The following is a 17,292-nucleotide window of genomic DNA, read 5'->3' as shown; positions in this document are numbered from 1 at the left end:
GGGAGGGCCTTTTGTTCTGGCAGCTCCATAACCTTCCCTCCGCCGGTATGAGCCGGTTCAGGTTCAACGGGTGTACTCTCAGCGCCAATGCGCACCCCGAGGTGAAGCGCAACCTAAGCCGCGAGGGGGGCAAAGACAAGGAATGACGGAATGTTTCGCGCGCGAAACAGGTGACCGGGGCCTTGCCGCACCGTGCGCAGCAGGCGCAATTGCTCTTGAGCCATGCCCGCCCCGCCGCTAAGCACGTCTCGCAAAGGAGACCGCCCCCATGTCGATGAACAGCTTTGGCCATCTTTTCCGCGTCACCACCTGGGGTGAAAGCCACGGTCCCGCGCTGGGCGCCACCGTCGATGGCTGCCCGCCGAATGTGCCGATTGAGCCGGAGATGCTGCAACAGTGGCTCGACAAGCGCCGCCCCGGTCAGAACAAGAACATGACCCAGCGCAATGAACCCGATGCGGTCAAGATCCTGTCGGGCGTCTTCGAGGGCAAATCTACCGGCACCCCGATTCAGCTGATGATCGAGAACACTGACCAGCGCTCAAAAGACTACGGCGATATTGCCCAGACCTTTCGCCCCGGTCATGCGGATATCACCTACTATCAGAAATACGGCAACCGCGATTATCGCGGCGGCGGGCGGTCTTCGGCGCGGGAAACTGCGGCGCGGGTGGCAGCGGGCGGCGTTGCGCGCGAGGCGATCAAGGCGCTGGTGCCGAACCTCACGATCAAGGGCTACATGGTTGCCATGGGCGAGATGGAGATCGACCGGGAGCGGTTTGATTGGGACGCGATCGATCAGAACGACTTCTGGATCCCCGATGCGGGCGCGGTTCAGGATTGGGAAGACTACCTGCAGGCCCTGCGCAAGGCGCATGATTCCGTTGGCGCGGTGATCGAGGTTGTCGCGCGCGGTGTTCCCGCAGGCATTGGCGCGCCCATCTATGGCAAGCTCGATACCGATCTGGCGGCGGCGATGATGTCGATCAACGCGGTAAAGGGCGTCGAGATCGGCGAGGGCATGAATGCCGCGCGCCTGAAGGGCTCGGAAAACGCCGATGAGATTTTCATGGGCAATGACGGCCAGCCGGTCTACTCCAGCAACCACGCGGGCGGTATCCTCGGCGGGATTTCGACTGGGCAAGATGTGGTGGTACGCTTCGCGGTCAAGCCGACCTCCTCGATCCTGACGCCGCGCCAGTCGATCCGCAAGGATGGCTCCCCAGCCGAGGTGATTACCAAGGGTCGCCATGATCCCTGCGTCGGTATTCGTGCGGTTCCGGTGGCCGAGGCGATGATGGCCTGTGTTATTCTCGATCACCTGCTGCTGCATCGTGGGCAGATCGGCGAGAATCAGGGGCGGATCGGCTAAGAGGGTCGGTCCCATGGGCGCGATCCTTGCCATCACGTTTCCCATCTATGCGGCGCTTGCGCTTGGTTATCTTATCGTCTGGAAGAGCTGGTTCACGCCAGAGGACATGCGCCGGTTTGGTACCTATGTGCTGAACATCGCGCTGCCTGCGCTGATCTTTTCCGCTGTGGCCGCGCGCAATCCGGCAGAGGTATTTCAGCCGGGATATGTGTTGATCTACGCTCTTGGTGGATTCGCGACCATTGCGGTGGCCTATGGGCTGTTCACCTTTCGCGGCGTCGACCCGCGCCGCCGTGCGCTGGGGGTGATGGGATCGACCTGCCCCAACAACGGCTTTGTCGGCTATCCGATCATGCTTTTGGCCTTTCCGGACCTTGCCGGGGTTATTCTGGCGCTGAACCTTCTGGTCGAGAACCTGATCCTGATCCCGACCTGCCTGTTGTTGATGGAGCTTGCAGGGAGCGCGCCCGGTCAGCCGCTTCTGCCGAAACTGCGGGGGATCCTTTGGAACATGGCGAAAATGCCGATGCTGATCGCGCTGGCGCTGGGCATTGTGGTCTCGCTTTCTGGTCTGTCATTGCCGGGACCGTTCCTGCGGTTCGTGGATATGCTGGCGGCCTCGGCCGGGGCCTTGTCGCTGGTGGTGATCGGTGGCTCGCTGGTGGGGCTGCCAATGCACGGCAATCGCAGCCTTGCGGCCCAGATCGCGGCGAGCAAGCTGGTGTTGCACCCGGCCCTGGTGGCGGGGGTTGCGGCGGTTTTGCTCGGCGCGGGGCTGGTGACGCTGACGCCGGAATTGCACAGCGCGGTGATCCTGTCGGCGGCCATGCCGATGTTTGGGATCTACACGGTACTGGCCCAGCGGCAGGGGCTGGAGGGCGCCGCGAGCCTTGTCATGCTGACGGCCACGAGCCTCGCTTTCGTGACGCTGACAGTTCTGCTGTGGCTGCTGGTTTGATCTGAGTTGAGCTCCGGAAGCCTCCCGCGCCCGCAGGAGCCCGGCTGCGCCGGACCCCTTTCGTGCGGCCTTGGGCCCGGCGCTGCCCTTTGGGCAGCGGGAAAGGATCTGCTGAGAGGTCCGCTGAGGGGCAGATCTGCCCTCAGGCGGACCCGGTCGATGGTCGTACCCGCTGGTGACGCCTCAAGGGTGAACCGCGCTGTCGCGCGGCCGCGGCGCGGCCCTTGACCCACCACCAGCGCGCGGCGATCAGGTCGTCGGGATCGCGTAGCTGTTTACCGGGCGGGAGACGTTGTGCAGCTCGACCTCCCCCAGCGGGATGGCGCTTGAGGTATCCTTCAGCACGTCTGCACTGACCACGATCTGATGACCCAGCGACTTGCCGTAATCACCAAGCCGCGCTGCCACATTGGCGGCTTGGCCGATCACGGTGAAATCGAGCCGTTCCTGCGAGCCGACATTGCCGTAGGTGACCGACCCATAGGCGATGCCGGTGGAGCAGTGCAGCGCCTCAATCCCGGTCTCGTTGGCAAGACCGGGCAGGGCATCGACTATTGCGCGGGCCGACTTCAGCGCCTTGTTCCGAGCGCGATAGCTTTTCTGCGGATCGGCGGGAAAGACAGCCAGCACAGCGTCGCCGATGAATTTCAGCACCTCGCCACCATTTTCGTCCACGATGGTCGAGATGGTTTCGAAGAAGCCGTTGAGAAGCTGGATGTAGGCGCGGCGACCCAGCTCCTCTTCCAGCCGGGTGGAGTTGCGCAGATCGCAGAACATGATGGCGGCGTCGATCTCATCCCCGTCGCCGCGGCGGATCTCACCGCCCAGAACCCGCGCGCCCGAGCGTTTGCCCACATAGGTTTCCAAGAGCGACTGAGCGTTCTCGCGCTGCATGAAGACCTCATAGTAGCGGGCAATCACGGCAGAGCATTCGAAGATCAGGCCGAGGTTGGCGGTGGTGAAGCCGTCAGGGTGGTCGCTTGCCACGGTCATGACGTTGATGCGCCCGTCGGAAAAGGGCAGCGGCATGGCGACATAGTCGGTTGCACCCTGATCGCGCAAATCCTCGAGGATTGGAAAGGCGTCATCCGGCAGATCCCGGTGCAGCCGGTGGCGCACGCCGCCAAGTCCCTGCGAGACATGGCGCAGGGGGCTGTTCTGATATTCGGGCGAGCTGAGAATGTCGTAGCTGGGCGCAAGGACGTTGATGTCATCCGTGTTTTTCTTCCAGACGTAATTCTTCCCGGCGATCATCGGGTGCAGCGACCAGGACAGGACCGACAGGCGTGTCAGGTGCACACCCTGTTCGCGCAGTTTATCCGCCAGCGCCCTGGTGAAGTCTTCGGGCGTTGGCAGCATCGCTGCCTCGCGCAGGAGCCAGTCGATCAGCGGACCTGAGATATTACCGTGATCGAGTGGGGTGATCTCATTCTCACCAAGATCGATGTGAGTCTTTTCATCGCAGACAAAGCCCACATGGCCCGCAATCCCTGCGGCTTCGGGAAGGGTCTGTTCGTAGATCCAGACGGCATTGTCGACGCGCCCGTCCTGCAGCTTGAGATCATGGTAGCAGGCGGTCCCTTTGAAGGGACAGAAGGTCTGCAGGCCCACGTGATCCGACAGCGGGACCTGGATGGCCTCGCGCGGGAAATAGACAGTGGGCGGCAGGCGGGTTTCATACATCACCTTTGCGGCCGTGGTTTCCGCCAGCAAAATGCCATTGCGGTAAACCCGTACAGGACCGCTGAGCGGTTCAACGAGGATCCCATAGCCCCCGGTGGGCGGTGCAACATGAACATTCATTGGAAAACGACCTCTTCGGGCGGCAGGACGCCAATATGGACCCGTAACGTGCGGTTTTCCAGAGGTCGCGGCGGGCGCTCTCGCACAGGTGATGTGCAAAATGGGGCGGGTCGCAGGGTCAGACCATGCGGATCACGTCCTTGCTGATAGCCAGCACATAGCCGCGCTTGGCGATATTCTTGACCAGAAGTTCGCTGACCATCTGGTTGCCCAGCGTATCGCGCAGGCGTTTGATGCGGGTGGCGCCAGCCGCCTCATCGCAGTCGCTGCTGTGGCGCCCCGAAATCACCGACTCGATCTCTGCGCCCGAAAGTACATCGTCATCCATGCGCGCCTCCGCGAGGGCCGAAAGGGTTTCCATCGCCGCCGGGGTCAGCTTGAACCCCATGCTGTTGAGATAGACGGTGTTCTCTTCGCGGCTGATCAGCAGCTCGTTGACCTGGATGCCCGCCCGTTCGATCTGGGCCATGCGCCGGTTCAGCATCAAAAGCATCGCCAAAACCACGAGGGCGGCAATCAGCATCGCGGTGGCAAAGACCAGGAGCACAAAGATCACCACGCGATAACTCGCCAGAGTATCAGCAAAGGCGGTGCCGGACTGGGCGAGGATTTCCAGCAGCTTGATCTCGGCCTGGCTGGTGAGGTCGTTCTCGACAAAGACCCGCTCGACCCGCGCGTTGAAGGCGTTGGCGTCGGGCAGGGTCAAAAGCAGCACTGTGCCAGCAAGGATGAGAATGCCCACGATGGCGCCAATGCCAAGGGCGATCACCCGCACCCCGGCCGCGCGCATTTCAGAAACGGAGGAAGTAGGAGCCCGCATTGGCCTTCCTTTGTTGCAGGCCCTCGGGGCCAAAGACCGAGATCACATTCAAAAGCGTCCAACCCACTGAGGCAAGACGGGCGGCGACTTCCTGGCCTGCCTGGCCTTGGTCGCAGGGGCCGGAAAGCTGGATGACGCCGTAGTGCAGTTTCAGCGGGTTGTCCTGCTTGGCCTTGTAATCGGCATAGCACTCGGTGGCGCGGGCCTGCGGGGCAACTGCCACAAGGGCCAGAGCAAGAAGGGGGATCAAGAGGATCTGTTTCATGCCGCAACCCTGCGCCCGATTGCGCCGATATTCAATAACAACAGCGCGTTGTGCGGACGGATATCCGATAGCATGCCGCCGTTATTGCCTGTCCGGCGAGGGCGGGGTGAGGGTCGGATCACCGGCCCTGTGCCACACCCCTCTTTTTGGCCCATGCCCACGATTGGCATGCCCCCCACCGAAAGGCTTTGACATGTCTCTTTTCTCTTCGCCCCGCAATCAGCACCGCAAGTTCATCGCGCTGGTGCTGTCGCTCTCTCTTGCTGTGACCGGGTTCTCAGCGGCACCGGCCCGCGCCGATGAGGATGTCCTGAAGTTCATCGCCGGTGCGGCGCTGATCGGGATCCTTGGGGCGGCCATCAATGACGCGCGCCATGACAGACGCGCCAATCCGCCGGCTGTCACGCCGCCGCGCCCGCCCCATCCCGGTCCTCGCCCGCTGCCGCCGCATGTGGCGAGATACGATCTGCCGGCGCAATGCGTGCGCTACTTCCCGCGCTACAGCAATACGCGCACCCTGTTGGGCCAGAAGTGCCTGAGAAAGAACTATCGCCATGCGGATAGCCTGCCGCAATCCTGCCGCGTGACCTTCTGGAACGGCCAGCGCAATCGCGCGGGTTACAAGCCGCGCTGCCTGCAACGAAAGGGATATCGCATCGTACAAAGGTGAGCGGCCTTGCGCTTGGTTCCACGAGGGGCCCCTGGCCCCTCATTTTATGGTCACGGTCGAAGCATCCCTTGCAAATCGGCGCGGGTTTCGTTCTGACAGGGGCATGGATATGCCGGATTACAGCCTGGAAAGAGCGGCCCTTGAGCGGGGCCATGTGAGAATCGCCGGAGTGGACGAGGTGGGCCGCGGCCCACTTGCCGGGCCTGTGACGGCGGCGGCGGTAATCCTGGACCTTGAGAACATCCCCAAGGGCCTGAACGATTCCAAAAAGCTGAGCCCCAAAAAGCGCGAAGCGGTGGAGGCTGAGATCTTTGAGCGGGCCATCGTGTCCATCGCCCATGCATCGGTGGAAGAGATTGATTCCCATAACATCCTGCGCGCTTCGCATATCGCGATGGAGCGTGCGGTGGCCGCCCTTGACCCCCCGCCCGACTACCTGCTGATCGACGGAAACCTGATCCCCAAGGGCCTCAGTATTTCGGCCGAAGCGGTGGTCAAAGGGGACGGCAAATCACTCTCGATTGCGGCCGCCTCGATCGTCGCCAAAGAGGCTCGCGATCGGATCATGGTGGATTTGGCGCAACAGTTTCCAGGATATGGATGGGAGAAAAACGCAGGCTATCCGTCCAAACAACACCGCGAGGCGCTGTTGGAACTGGGCGTGACACCACATCATAGGCGTTCATTCAAGCCGGTCCACAAGATATTGTATCAAGAGTGAACCGTAGGCGGCTGTTCTAAAAAACAAATTGACCTCGAATCCGGGATGACTCATCCTGTGGATAACCAAAATGAGCGCAAAAAGCGCCGTGGTTATTGAGGCAGAGCAAATGAACAAAACCATGACGAAGGGCGCAGCCGCGCTCCCTCTAAACGCGATTCTTGGTGGCAATTGCATCGAGGTCATGGCCGGTCTTCCGGCAAATTCCATCGATCTGATCTTCGCCGATCCCCCCTATAACCTGCAGCTCAAAGGGCAGCTTCATCGCCCCGACAACAGCAAGGTGGATGCGGTCGATGATCACTGGGATCAATTCGACAGTTTCCGTGCCTATGACGATTTCACCCGCGCCTGGCTGCGCGAGGCGCGCCGGATTCTCAAGCCGAACGGCTCGATCTGGGTGATCGGCTCCTACCACAATATCTTTAGGGTCGGCGCGACGCTGCAGGACGAAGGCTACTGGATCCTGAACGATGTGATCTGGCGCAAATCGAACCCGATGCCGAACTTCCGGGGCAAGCGTTATACCAACGCCCATGAGACGATGATCTGGGCGTCAAAGTCGGAAGGCGCGAAATACACCTTCAACTACGAGGCGCTGAAGGCGCTGAACGAAGGCATCCAGATGCGCAGCGACTGGGTGCTGCCGATCTGCACCGGGCATGAACGCCTGAAGGATGAAAACGGCGACAAGGCGCACCCGACGCAAAAGCCGGAATCGCTGTTGCACCGTATCCTTGTTGGCTCGACCAACCCGGGCGACGTGGTGCTTGACCCGTTCTTTGGTACCGGCACCACCGGCGCCGTGGCTAAGATGCTGGGCCGCGAATTCATCGGGATCGAGCAGGAAGAGGCCTACCGCGAGGTGGCTGCCAAACGCATCAAGGCCGTGCGCAAGTTCGACCGCGAGGCGCTGCAGGTCTCGGCCAGCAAACGTGCCGAGCCACGCGTGCCCTTTGGCCAGTTGGTCGAACGTGGCATGCTGCGCCCGGGCGAAGAGCTGTTCTCTATGAACCAGCGCCACAAGGCCAAGGTGCGTGCTGACGGCACGCTGGTCGGTGGAGAGGTCAAAGGCTCGATCCATCAGGTCGGCGCCGCGCTCGAGGGCGCGCCGTCCTGCAACGGCTGGACCTACTGGTGCTTCCGCCGCGATGGCAAGACGGTTCCGATCGACGTTCTGCGTCAGCAGATCCGCGCGGAAATGCAGAACTGATTGGCACACAAGCCCTCTGACAATACCCAAAAGAACACCGCTGGTGCCTGCGCCCCGACCTTTGGTCCGGGGCCGGGTGCCTCACCTTGCCCCGCCCGTATCGGCGGGGCCTTTTTGTCTCAACTCCGCCGATAGGGGGTGCGCCGGGCCGGGGCGATGCCTATTGTTGAGATGGGAACGAAGGAACGGATCATGGCGGATACGGTGGCGAACACGGCGGCGGGTACGGCTCTGAACACACGGCAGGCGGATGCCGATCAGGCGCCTGACCCGGTCGGGGACAGCCAGTACGCGGCGGACGCTCTTGCGACGCACAAGCGGGAAGGACTGGAACTGGCAGTTCGGGCGCGCTTTGTTGCAATGGGGGTCATCTCGGTTTTTCTGGTGGCGGTCAATCCGGCCTGGGACGTCCTGTATTATCACTTCATTCTGTTCCTGCTTTGCGTGAACGGCTGGCTGATCCAGCGGTTCGGACGCGTGGGCCGGTCCCGCGCCGAGTTGTCTTTGATCTTCCTCGATCTGCTGATCATGACCGTGGGCATTGTGGCGCCCAACCCGTTCAGCCCCGATACCCTGCCGCTGGCCATGCAGTACAGGTTCGATAACTTTATCTATTTCTTCGTCATCCTTGCCGGAGGCACCCTGGCGTTTTCCTGGCGTACGGTAATTGCCATCGGCGTGTGGACCTCGGTGATGTGGGCGGTTGCTCTGGGGCTTGCCTGGTATTTCGCCAGACCTTTCCCCGAATTGGCCGCTGCTGCTGCCGCTGCTTTTGGCGCAGGGACCGAGCTGGCCATCGAGATGGACCCGAACAACTTTGATTTTCCGCTGCGAATCCAGGAGATCTTTGTCTTCCTGCTGGTGGCCGTGACGCTCGGCGTGTCTTCGCGTCGGTTCAGCACGCTCTTGATGAACAATGCGGGATTGGAGCGGGAGCGGGCCAACCTGTCGCGCTATTTCTCGCCCAATGTGGTGAATCAGCTGTCGCAGAATGACGAGCCTCTGAAACAGGTCCGTAGCCAGGATGTGGGAGTTCTTTTCATCGATATCGTCGGTTTCACCCGGATGAGCGCGGGGCAGGACCCCCACCGTGTGATCGAGCTGCTGCGCGAATTCCATGGCAGGATGGAGCGCGAGGTCTTTCGTCATCGCGGTACCTTGGACAAATACCTTGGCGATGGTTTGATGGCGACCTTCGGCACACCCATGGCAGGTCCGCAGGATGCGACTGATACCCTGGCCTGTGCCCTTGCCATGCAAGAGGCATTGGATGAGTGGAACCGGGATCGCCGCCGCCGTGGCGAGCCGGAGATCTGCGCGGGGATCGGCATTCACTACGGCGAGACGGTCTTGGGCGATATTGGCGCGAACCGTCTGGAATATGCCGTCATCGGGACTGCCGTAAACGTGGCAGCGCGTCTTGAAGAGATGACCCGCCCGCTCAAGGCCCGGATCGTCATGAGCGACGATCTGCGCAAACAGGTTCTATTCGAAAATGCGGCACCGGATTTGCTGGAGGCTTTCGTGGTGCGTGACGCGCAGGATATTCGTGGCCTTGATCAGGCCATGCGCGTCTGGTGCGTGCCATCGGCCCGCCCTCAACCCTCTGAGCAGGATCTGTTGCCACGCCACGTCAGCCAAAGCGTGGCGACCCTCTACCCATGTGAAAACCTGCCATGTGACGCAATCCTGCATGGCGCAAGTCTGGGTTGCCTGTGGCAGGCAAATTGCGCTGCGTTTCGATTTTTCGCAGAATTAAAATGCATAAAAATTGGCATCTTACGCCGAATAATCCATGCATCTGACGTATCACTTTAAGATGTTATAAAAGGTCTGGGTGGCAGAAGCTTTTTGAGACTTCACATTCTAAAGGTCATGCTATGTCATCTTCCGACCATAATAGTTTTTTTCAGTGGTTTTGCCTGGATACGGACTGCAAAGACTTGATCAGGGACACCAGAGACTCCCTAATCCCGCACATGGATCACGTTCTGGACCGCTTTTATGCTCGCGTTCTGGAACGGCCCGAAACTCGCCAATTTTTCCCCGATGACAAGACAGTTGCGCATGCCAAAGCGGCTCAGAAATCGCATTGGCAGAAACTGTTTTCGGGAAGCTTCGGTCAGGACTATTTCGAATCGGCAGCGCGGGTCGGCAAGGTTCATTACGAGCTGCGCCTGCCTTTCATCCAGTATCTTGGCGGCTACGCGTCAGCCGGGGCCGACATGATGGATCTTTTGATCCGTAAACGCATGACTGGCCGGGCGAAACTGTCCAAACAGATCCAGCTTCTCAACCGGTTGATGCTGGCTGATTGTGAGCGGGTGATTGATGCTTACTTTAAGGCTCAGCACGCCGAGCAAAGCAAAGCTCTGGATGTTCTGACTGCGGGTATTCACGAGCTGGAAAAAGGAAATCTGGCCAAACCGATCCGAGTTGAAGATGGTATTCCGCCCCGTTTTGATGGCATCCGCAAATCCTACAACAACCTGATCGCACATTGGTCCGGGATCCTGTCCGATGCCACGACTCGTTCGCATTCGGTTGCTGACAAGATCGCTTCGACGTCTGTCCTGACGCAAGAGATGGCCCACCGCGCCGAAGAACAGGCCGCCACACTGGAAGAGGCTGTCGCCGCAGTCAGCAACGTGACCTCGGGAACCACCGAGGCTACCGATATGGTGAAAAAGGCCACCGAACGATCCGAAACCAATCGCAAGGACGCTGAGCAGGGCGGACTGGTGGTAGAAAAGGCAATCGAGGCCATGGAGCGGATCGAAAGCTCCTCCTCCAAGATCGCAAAGATCGTGGACGTGATCGAGGACATCAGCTTCCAGACCAACCTTCTGGCGTTGAATGCCGGGGTTGAGGCCGCGCGTGCGGGTGAGGCCGGCCGTGGCTTTGCGGTGGTCGCCTCTGAGGTGCGCTCTCTGGCCGCGCGTGCCTCCGATTCCGCGACTGAGATCAAATCGCTGATCGCCGACAGCTCTGTCCATGTAAACGATGGCAGCGATCTCGTGCGCGCCACCGGCGATAGCCTGTCGGGGATCCGCGAAGGCGTGCTGGACGTGTCCCAGGTGATGACAGAGATCTCGGCCGTAATTACCCGCCAGTCGCTCAGCCTGCAGGAAATCGACACCAGCATGAACGAACTGGGTCGCACAACGCTGGACAATGCGACAAAGGCGAATGAGGTCTACGAGACCTGCTCCAAGCTGGTCGAGGATGCGGGGCAGTTGAAATCCACGATGGATGGTTTCAGCACAGCCATGGGAAGTGAAAACGCGCTGGACCGGGATTATGAGGCGCATCTGTCTGGTGAACAGGGCCGGTTGGGAGCTGCTGTTGCCTAGGAACCGCGGGCCATTCTGGCCTATCAGCGCGTGTTCCGGGCTCTGACAAGGACCTTTGAGCACGCCTGATGCGTTTGGTTTGGCGGGCGCCCTGATCGCCTGACCTGTGCATGCCTTTTCGGGTGGCGCCTGAGCTGATCCTGGCCTGTTTGGCCCTGCGCAAACTGTCGCATCAAAGGGACCCCATGTCGCGACACGGGTCCCTTTGTTTCCGCTTGAACCGATCGGCCTCCGTGGGTAAATGAACAAGCGATCAGCCTCAATAGCTCAGCTGGTAGAGCAGGTCCTTCGTAAGGACAAGGTCGGGGGTTCGAGTCCCTCTTGAGGCACCATCTTCCAATCCGTGCCGGACAGGAACCGTAACACCTTGAACGGAAAGGTGGTTTCTGAGGTTCGAAGTCCTTCATTTCTGCTGTGTGTGAGAGCGTGGGCGAAAACCAGTCGGAGTACTGTTTTCTTGGTCGCCAAATCCCCCTTTCCCCATATTTCATAAGGATTTGCGAGAAATCGCATTGAGAGTTCGAACATCTCGTCGAATTCTCGGCTGGGGCTGGCTGTTTTGGCGGCCGCTTCGTCTACCTTGACCTTTTCAGCTTGCAGTTCGGATATCCTGTTCTCGAGCGCTTTCACCACGGTTTCGTTTGTGGTCCGGACCGTGCGTTCGACGTATGCGGAAATGTCTCGATCAATCTGCCGAGATTTCCCGGACTTCTGCTTCGTAGGGGATCAATTGCTCATGCCCGCAGGCTTTCAGGCTGGATTAATAAGATGAATCCCCGACGTGGATTTGTGCAACAAAGCGGCTGCAAGGCCTTGTCGCCTTACCGAACTGGCAAGGCGACAAGACGAGGCTGCGTTAAAGGGCGGCCCGGAACAGCTCGGTCAGGTTGGCTTCGGTCAACTCAATCGGGTTACCGCCGCAGGAAGGGTCGATGATCGCGCCCTTGACCAGTTCTGGGATCGACTCTTCCGTGACCCCCAGATCCGACAGCTTGCGCGGAATGCCGAGGCTGTCGTTCAGCTCCTGTACATAGGTGCGGAAGCCGTCAAAGCCGCCCTCGATACCAAGATATGCCGCCGCCTGGTTGAACCGATCCGCGATCACGGGGGCGTTGAAGTCCAGCACCGCAGGCATGCAGACCGCATTGGTGGTGCCATGGTGGGTGTTGAAGACCGCGCCGATCGGGTGGCTCATCGCGTGGATGGCGCCAAGACCCTTTTGAAATGCCGTAGCGCCCATGGCCGCGGCCGACATCATCTGCGCGCGCGCCTCGATATCGGTGCCATCGGCATAGGCGCGGGGCAGGTAGTCCTTGACCAGCCGCATGCCTTCCAGCGCGATACCCTGGGACATGGGATGGTAATGGGGGCTGGAAAACGCCTCGACGCAGTGCGCAAACGCGTCAAGCCCGGTGCCCGCAGTGATGAATTTCGGCATGCCCACGGTCAGTTCTGGATCGCAGATCACCACGGTGGGCAGCACCTTCGGGTGGAAGATGATCTTTTTCTGGTGGGTGACGCTGTCCGTGATAACCGAGGCGCGGCCTACTTCGGAGCCAGTGCCGGCGGTGGTTGGCACGGCGATGATCGGTGCGATGGCGTCCGCGTCGGCGCGGGTCCACCAGTCGCCGATGTCTTCGAAATCCCAGACCGGGCGGGTTTGACCGGCCATGAAGGCGACCATCTTTCCAAGGTCCAGCCCCGAGCCGCCGCCAAAGGCAATCACGCCGTCATGGCCGCCCGCCTTGTAGGCTTCAACGCCCGCCTCAAGGTTCTTTTCATTGGGGTTGGGGTCGACTTCCGAGAACATGCCACGACCAAGGCCAGCCGCCTCCATTATGTCGAGCGTGCCTTGGGTCACCGGAAGATCCGCGAGACCCTTGTCGGTGACCAGCAGAGGTTTCTTGATGCCAGCCTGCGCGCAGGCCTCGGCGAGTTCCTGGATCCGGCCAGCGCCGAACTTGATTGCGGTCGGATAGGACCAGTTTCCAACGAGAGACATGTTGCTACCTTTCGAGATAAATGGCCCGGGGCGCTTGCGGCCCGGGCTGCGCCCGCCCGCCCCCACGGCGGGCGCATTCGCGCCCACCCGGGCGGTCGCCGCCCTTGGGTGTGAGGGAGGAAAGGATTTTCATGGTCAGCCCGTCACCTTTTTCAGGTGATAGGATTTCGGGCGAGTGAGGTTATGATAGCCGATCACAGACAGGCCGCCGCCGCGCCCGGTATTCTTGCAACCGGTCCAGCACAGGCCCGGATCCAGATAGTCTGCGCGGTTCATGAAGACGGTGCCGGTCTCGATCTGATCGCCGACGGTCTGCGCGCGCTCCACATCCTTGGTCCAGAGCGAGGCGGTGAGGCCGAACTCGCTGTCGTTCATCAGCTCGATGGCTTCCTCGTCGGATGAGACTTTCATGATGCCAACCACGGGGCCAAAGCTTTCGTCGCGCATCACCCGCATCTCGTGGGTGACATTGGTCAGGATCTGCGGGGTGAGGTAGGCGCCGCCATCATCCTCTGCAAAGGTGTCGATATGGGCCACGGCGCCCATCTCAAGCGCCTCGGCGATCTGGTCGCGCACTTCCTTGGCGAAGCGCACGTTTGCCATCGGGCCGATGGTGGTCTCAGCGTCCAGCGGATTGCCCAATTTGTAGCCTTTGACGATGTCGATCGCCTTGGCGAGGAAGGCATCATAGACGCTTTCGTGTACGTAGATCCGTTCGATCCCGCAGCAGCACTGGCCCGAGTTGAACATGGCGCCATCGATCAGCGTGTCGACTGCCGCGTCGATATCCGCATCTTCCATCACATAGCCCGGATCCTTGCCGCCCAGTTCGGTGCCAACGCCGGTGAAGGTACCCGCCGCTGCGCGCTCCATCGCCTGACCGCCGCCAACCGAGCCGGTGAAATTGACAAAGTTGAAGGCCCGTCGGGCAATCAGCTCGGACGTGGTGTCGTGATCAAGAAAGACGTTCTGAAACACGTCCTCGGGTACGCCCGCCGCGTGGAAGGCCGCAGCCATGCGTTCACCGACCAAGAGTGTCTGCGTTGCGTGTTTCAGCACCACGGTGTTGCCCGCAATCAGGGCTGGGGCCACGGTGTTGATCGCGGTCATGTATGGATAGTTCCAGGGCGCGACCACAAATACCACGCCATGAGGTACGCGCTTGATGTAGCGCTTGAAGGTCGCATCCTCGCCCACTTCGATATCGGCAAGCGAGTCCTTGGCGATTTCGGCCATGTAGGAGGCGCGCTCGTTGAAGCCGCCGAATTCGCCGCCATAGCGCACCGGGCGGCCCATCATATGGGCCAGTTCCGGAACGATTTCGTCGTTCATTTCGCCAACCTTGGCGACACCGGCCATCACGAGGTCGATCCGCTCCTGCAAAGGGCGGGCGGCCCAGGCGGCTTGCGCGGCGCGGGCGCGAGATGCTGCGGCAAAGGCGTCATTGCGGGGCAAGGTGTCTCGCGTGGCAAAGACCGATCCGTCGATCGGAGAGATACATTTCAGTGTCTGGCTCATGCCATCCTCTTTTGGTTGCGGGCAGAATGTTGTCCTGCCCGTGTCAGTCATTCAGGTGACGGGCAAGATCAGGCCCGCTCAAATCCGCGTGCGATCTCGTAGTCGGTCACAACACGCTCAAAGTCTTCGATCTCGACCTCGGCGGCGCGCACGTAGTGATCCACCACCTCGTCGCCAAAGGCGGCGCGCAGCATGTCGGAGCCTTTCAGGGTTTCACGAGACTCACGCAGGCTGCCGGGGAGCATCCCGGTGTCGCCCTGGTAGACGTCGCCCTTGGCGGCAGGGGCCAGTTCCAGCTCTTCCTCGATACCTGCGATGCCCGCCGCCAGCTGGGCGGCCATGGCCAGATAGGGGTTGATATCCGAGCCACCGACGCGGCATTCGACGCGCACTGCCTTGGTGCCATCACCGCAGAGGCGGAAGCCCGCGGTACGGTTGTCCACCGACCAGATGATGCGGGTGGGGGCAAAAGTGCCCTTCATGAAGCGCTTGTAGCTGTTGATGTAGGGCGCCAGGAAATACATGTAGTCGGGCGCGTATTTCAGCATCCCGGCCATGTAGTGTTTCATCAACTGGCTCATCCCCAGGGGGTCGCTTTCGTCATAGAAGGCAGGCTTTCCGTCCTTCCAAAGCGATTGGTGCACGTGCGAAGAAGAGCCGACCTTGTCCTGGTGCCATTTCGGCAGGAAGGTCGCGGCATGGCCCTGCTGCCAGGCGATCTCCTTGACTGCATGTTTGGCGATGGTGTGGTGATCGGCGGTGTTGAGGGCCTCATCGTATTTGATGTTCAGCTCTTCCTGGCCCGCTTCGGCCTCACCCTTGGTGTTTTCGACCGGAATGCCTGCGTCCCACAGGTGATTGCGCAGGGGGCGCATCACGTGTTCTTCCTTGGTGGTCTGCAGGATGTGGTAGTCTTCGTTATAGGCGGAGATCGGCGTCAGATCGCGGAAGCCCGATTTGGCAATCTCGCCAAAGCTTTTCTCGAACAGGAAGAACTCCAGCTCGGTGGCCATCATCGCGTCATAACCCAGTTCGGCCAGGCGTTTGATCTGTTTCTTGAGGATTGCGCGCGGGGAGTGCGGGACTTCCTTGTGGGTATGGTGGTCCAGCACATCACAAAGCACCATGACGGTGCCCTCAAGCCAGGGCATCGGGCGCAGGGTCGACAGGTCCGGCTTCATCACATAGTCGCCATAGCCGCCTTCCCAGCTGGTGGAGGCATAGCCATCGGGCGTTGCCATCTCCAGATCGGTGGCCAAAAGGTAATTGCAGCAATGGGTTTCTTCCCAGGCGCTGTTGACGAAATGCTTGGCGTGGAAGCGTTTCCCCATCAGGCGTCCCTGCATGTCCACAAGGCACACAAGAACGGTGTCCACGGTGCCATCGGCAACCTGGGATTTGAGCGTGTCGAAGGAGAGCATGAGGTAGGCCCTTTCAGGTTGCGGCCCGCAGGGCCAAGCTGCTGTCAGAGTGGCGCCTGCGGGCAAAGTCTCGGTTCCGGTTCCCGGCCCGCAAGGATAAATCGCGGGCCGGAGAGTGTGTTACAATGCGTGCCGATCAGCCGTAGCGGTAGGGGCGGCCAGCCTTGGTCATGTCGGCGTTATATTTCTTGAAGATCTCGACGACCTTGGCCTTGGTTGGGCTTTCGGCTGCGATCTCGTCCCAGAACTTCACGGCGGCGTCTTCGACCTGCTGCCATTCGGCATCGGGGATCGAGGTCAGCTCCATCTTGGTGCCATTGACGCGCAGGGAGGCTTCGCCGCCCCAGTACCACCACTGACGATAGTAGTGCGACTGGTCACAGCAGACGCGGAACAGGGTCTGCAGATCTTCCGGCAGCTCGTTCCAGCGGCCCTGGTTGGCAAAGAAGCTGCCTGCCCATGCGCCCGAGATGTTGTTGGTCAGGAAGTAGTTGGTCACGTCGGCCCAGCCAACGGTATAGTCTTCGGTGATGCCCGACCATGCGATCCCGTCCAGCTCGCCCGTTTGAACGGCGACTTCGATGTCTTCCCAAGGCAAGGTGACCGGCACCACGCCGAACTGGCTCAGGAAGCGGCCTGCGGTCGGGAAGGTGAAGACGCGCTTGCCCTTGAGGTCCGCGAGAGAGCGGATCGGGTCCTTGGTGGCAAAGTGGCAGGGATCCCAGGCGCCAGCCGAGATGTGCTTGACGCCGACCTTGGAGTATTCCTCGTCCCAGATCTCATTAAGGCCGTACTGGTTGAACAGCACCGGCACATCGAGGCTGTAGCGCGAAGCAAAGGGGAAGTAGCCGCCAAAGACGGTGACTTCGGTTGGCGATGCCATGGAGTCGTCATCGGACTGCACCGCATCAATGGTGCCGCGCTGCATGGCGCGGAACAATTCGCCCGTGGGCACCAGCTGGTCGGCATAGAACAGTTCGATCTGCATGCGGTCGCCTGCGATCTTGTTGAACATGTCGATGGCGGGTTTCACCACATGTTCAGCCAGCGCCGCACCGGCATAGGTCTGCATGCGCCACTTGATGGTGGACTGGGCCAGGGCCGGGGTCGCCAGCGGGGCGGCCATGGCGCCAGCGCCAGCGGTGGTCAGAAACTTACGTCTTGTTGTCATCACTT

14 protein-coding genes, 1 tRNA gene and 1 riboswitch are annotated in these 17,292 nt (G+C 60.7%); of the genes, 8 read left to right on the top strand and 7 right to left on the bottom strand.

What is annotated here, in order from left to right:
- Positions 1 to 17: 17 nt before the first annotated feature.
- A riboswitch (TPP riboswitch) is annotated at positions 18 to 109 on the bottom strand.
- A gap of 159 nt (positions 110 to 268) precedes the next feature.
- Both aroC and INS80_RS06450 read left to right on the top strand, forming a co-directional pair.
- Positions 269 to 1,372 (top strand): chorismate synthase, encoded by a 1,104-nt coding sequence (gene aroC / locus INS80_RS06455; protein WP_192964844.1) that lies wholly within the window; start codon positions 269 to 271, stop codon positions 1,370 to 1,372.
- A 13-nt stretch (positions 1,373 to 1,385) separates the two neighbouring features.
- Complete coding sequence (locus INS80_RS06450; RefSeq protein WP_192964843.1) at positions 1,386 to 2,330, top strand: AEC family transporter; 945 nt, start codon at positions 1,386 to 1,388, stop codon at positions 2,328 to 2,330.
- Positions 2,331 to 2,579: 249 nt separating this feature from the next.
- Here the strand turns inward: INS80_RS06450 and INS80_RS06445 are convergent, their stop codons facing one another.
- The 3 genes from INS80_RS06445 to INS80_RS06435 form a co-directional block, all read right to left on the bottom strand.
- Positions 2,580 to 4,133 carry a DUF427 domain-containing protein gene (locus INS80_RS06445; protein ID WP_192964842.1) on the bottom strand — a complete coding sequence of 518 codons (1,554 nt, stop codon included), beginning with the start codon at positions 4,131 to 4,133 and terminating at the stop codon, positions 2,580 to 2,582.
- Positions 4,134 to 4,251: 118 nt separating this feature from the next.
- Positions 4,252 to 4,953 (bottom strand): winged helix-turn-helix domain-containing protein, encoded by a 702-nt coding sequence (locus tag INS80_RS06440; protein ID WP_192964841.1) that lies wholly within the window; start codon positions 4,951 to 4,953, stop codon positions 4,252 to 4,254.
- Positions 4,925 to 5,218, bottom strand: coding sequence for a hypothetical protein (locus INS80_RS06435; protein ID WP_192964840.1), 294 nt, complete (start codon positions 5,216 to 5,218; stop codon positions 4,925 to 4,927). Before INS80_RS06435 ends, INS80_RS06440 begins: the two co-directional genes overlap by 29 nt.
- Positions 5,219 to 5,411: 193 nt before the next feature.
- On the opposite strand from INS80_RS06435, the gene INS80_RS06430 reads away from it, so the two are divergent.
- The 6 genes from INS80_RS06430 to INS80_RS06405 all read left to right on the top strand — a co-directional run bounded on the left by INS80_RS06430 (position 5,412) and on the right by INS80_RS06405 (position 11,507).
- On the top strand, positions 5,412 to 5,888 hold the full coding sequence (locus tag INS80_RS06430; RefSeq protein WP_192964839.1) for a hypothetical protein: 477 nt from the start codon (positions 5,412 to 5,414) through the stop codon (positions 5,886 to 5,888).
- 103 nt (positions 5,889 to 5,991) lie between these two features.
- Positions 5,992 to 6,609 (top strand): ribonuclease HII, encoded by a 618-nt coding sequence (gene rnhB / locus INS80_RS06425; RefSeq protein ID WP_192964838.1) that lies wholly within the window; start codon positions 5,992 to 5,994, stop codon positions 6,607 to 6,609.
- A 109-nt stretch (positions 6,610 to 6,718) separates the two neighbouring features.
- A complete protein-coding gene (locus INS80_RS06420; RefSeq protein WP_192967212.1) occupies positions 6,719 to 7,822 on the top strand; it encodes a site-specific DNA-methyltransferase in 1,104 nt (367 codons plus the stop codon).
- Between the two features lie 192 nt (positions 7,823 to 8,014).
- Positions 8,015 to 9,640 (top strand): adenylate/guanylate cyclase domain-containing protein, encoded by a 1,626-nt coding sequence (locus INS80_RS06415; RefSeq protein ID WP_192964837.1) that lies wholly within the window; start codon positions 8,015 to 8,017, stop codon positions 9,638 to 9,640.
- A 62-nt stretch (positions 9,641 to 9,702) separates the two neighbouring features.
- Positions 9,703 to 11,175 (top strand): globin-coupled sensor protein, encoded by a 1,473-nt coding sequence (locus INS80_RS06410; protein WP_226892577.1) that lies wholly within the window; start codon positions 9,703 to 9,705, stop codon positions 11,173 to 11,175.
- A 256-nt stretch (positions 11,176 to 11,431) separates the two neighbouring features.
- A tRNA-Thr gene (locus INS80_RS06405) sits at positions 11,432 to 11,507 on the top strand.
- Between the two features lie 524 nt (positions 11,508 to 12,031).
- Here the strand turns inward: INS80_RS06405 and INS80_RS06400 are convergent.
- From INS80_RS06400 to INS80_RS06385, 4 genes are all read right to left on the bottom strand, one after another.
- Positions 12,032 to 13,177 (bottom strand): iron-containing alcohol dehydrogenase, encoded by a 1,146-nt coding sequence (locus INS80_RS06400; protein ID WP_192964835.1) that lies wholly within the window; start codon positions 13,175 to 13,177, stop codon positions 12,032 to 12,034.
- A 135-nt stretch (positions 13,178 to 13,312) separates the two neighbouring features.
- The gene (locus tag INS80_RS06395; RefSeq protein WP_192964834.1) at positions 13,313 to 14,695 is read right to left on the bottom strand and encodes an aldehyde dehydrogenase family protein; all 1,383 of its coding nucleotides are present in this window, start codon (positions 14,693 to 14,695) and stop codon (positions 13,313 to 13,315) included.
- A gap of 68 nt (positions 14,696 to 14,763) precedes the next feature.
- On the bottom strand, positions 14,764 to 16,116 hold the full coding sequence (locus INS80_RS06390; protein ID WP_192964833.1) for a glutamine synthetase family protein: 1,353 nt from the start codon (positions 16,114 to 16,116) through the stop codon (positions 14,764 to 14,766).
- Positions 16,117 to 16,252: 136 nt separating this feature from the next.
- The gene (locus tag INS80_RS06385) at positions 16,253 to 17,287 is read right to left on the bottom strand and encodes a TRAP transporter substrate-binding protein (protein WP_192964832.1); all 1,035 of its coding nucleotides are present in this window, start codon (positions 17,285 to 17,287) and stop codon (positions 16,253 to 16,255) included.
- Positions 17,288 to 17,292 lie beyond the last annotated feature (5 nt).

It is taken from the genome of Phycobacter azelaicus, assembly GCF_014884385.1.
Classification (GTDB): domain Bacteria; phylum Pseudomonadota; class Alphaproteobacteria; order Rhodobacterales; family Rhodobacteraceae; genus Phycobacter; species Phycobacter azelaicus.
This window is presented reverse-complemented; position numbering and strand designations above follow the sequence as displayed.

Coding starts and splice junctions, on each gene's coding strand:
- INS80_RS06440 (WP_192964841.1), bottom strand. CDS start 4,953: ATGCGGGCTCCTACTTCCTCCGTTTCTGAAATGCGCGCGGCCGGGGTG.
- INS80_RS06450 (WP_192964843.1), top strand. CDS start 1,386: ATGGGCGCGATCCTTGCCATCACGTTTCCCATCTATGCGGCGCTTGCG.
- INS80_RS06435 (WP_192964840.1), bottom strand. CDS start 5,218: ATGAAACAGATCCTCTTGATCCCCCTTCTTGCTCTGGCCCTTGTGGCA.
- INS80_RS06385 (WP_192964832.1), bottom strand. CDS start 17,287: ATGACAACAAGACGTAAGTTTCTGACCACCGCTGGCGCTGGCGCCATG.
- INS80_RS06415 (WP_192964837.1), top strand. CDS start 8,015: ATGGCGGATACGGTGGCGAACACGGCGGCGGGTACGGCTCTGAACACA.
- aroC (WP_192964844.1), top strand. CDS start 269: ATGTCGATGAACAGCTTTGGCCATCTTTTCCGCGTCACCACCTGGGGT.
- INS80_RS06390 (WP_192964833.1), bottom strand. CDS start 16,116: ATGCTCTCCTTCGACACGCTCAAATCCCAGGTTGCCGATGGCACCGTG.
- INS80_RS06395 (WP_192964834.1), bottom strand. CDS start 14,695: ATGAGCCAGACACTGAAATGTATCTCTCCGATCGACGGATCGGTCTTT.
- INS80_RS06430 (WP_192964839.1), top strand. CDS start 5,412: ATGTCTCTTTTCTCTTCGCCCCGCAATCAGCACCGCAAGTTCATCGCG.
- INS80_RS06410 (WP_226892577.1), top strand. CDS start 9,703: ATGTCATCTTCCGACCATAATAGTTTTTTTCAGTGGTTTTGCCTGGAT.
- INS80_RS06420 (WP_192967212.1), top strand. CDS start 6,719: ATGAACAAAACCATGACGAAGGGCGCAGCCGCGCTCCCTCTAAACGCG.
- INS80_RS06445 (WP_192964842.1), bottom strand. CDS start 4,133: ATGAATGTTCATGTTGCACCGCCCACCGGGGGCTATGGGATCCTCGTT.
- rnhB (WP_192964838.1), top strand. CDS start 5,992: ATGGATATGCCGGATTACAGCCTGGAAAGAGCGGCCCTTGAGCGGGGC.
- INS80_RS06400 (WP_192964835.1), bottom strand. CDS start 13,177: ATGTCTCTCGTTGGAAACTGGTCCTATCCGACCGCAATCAAGTTCGGC.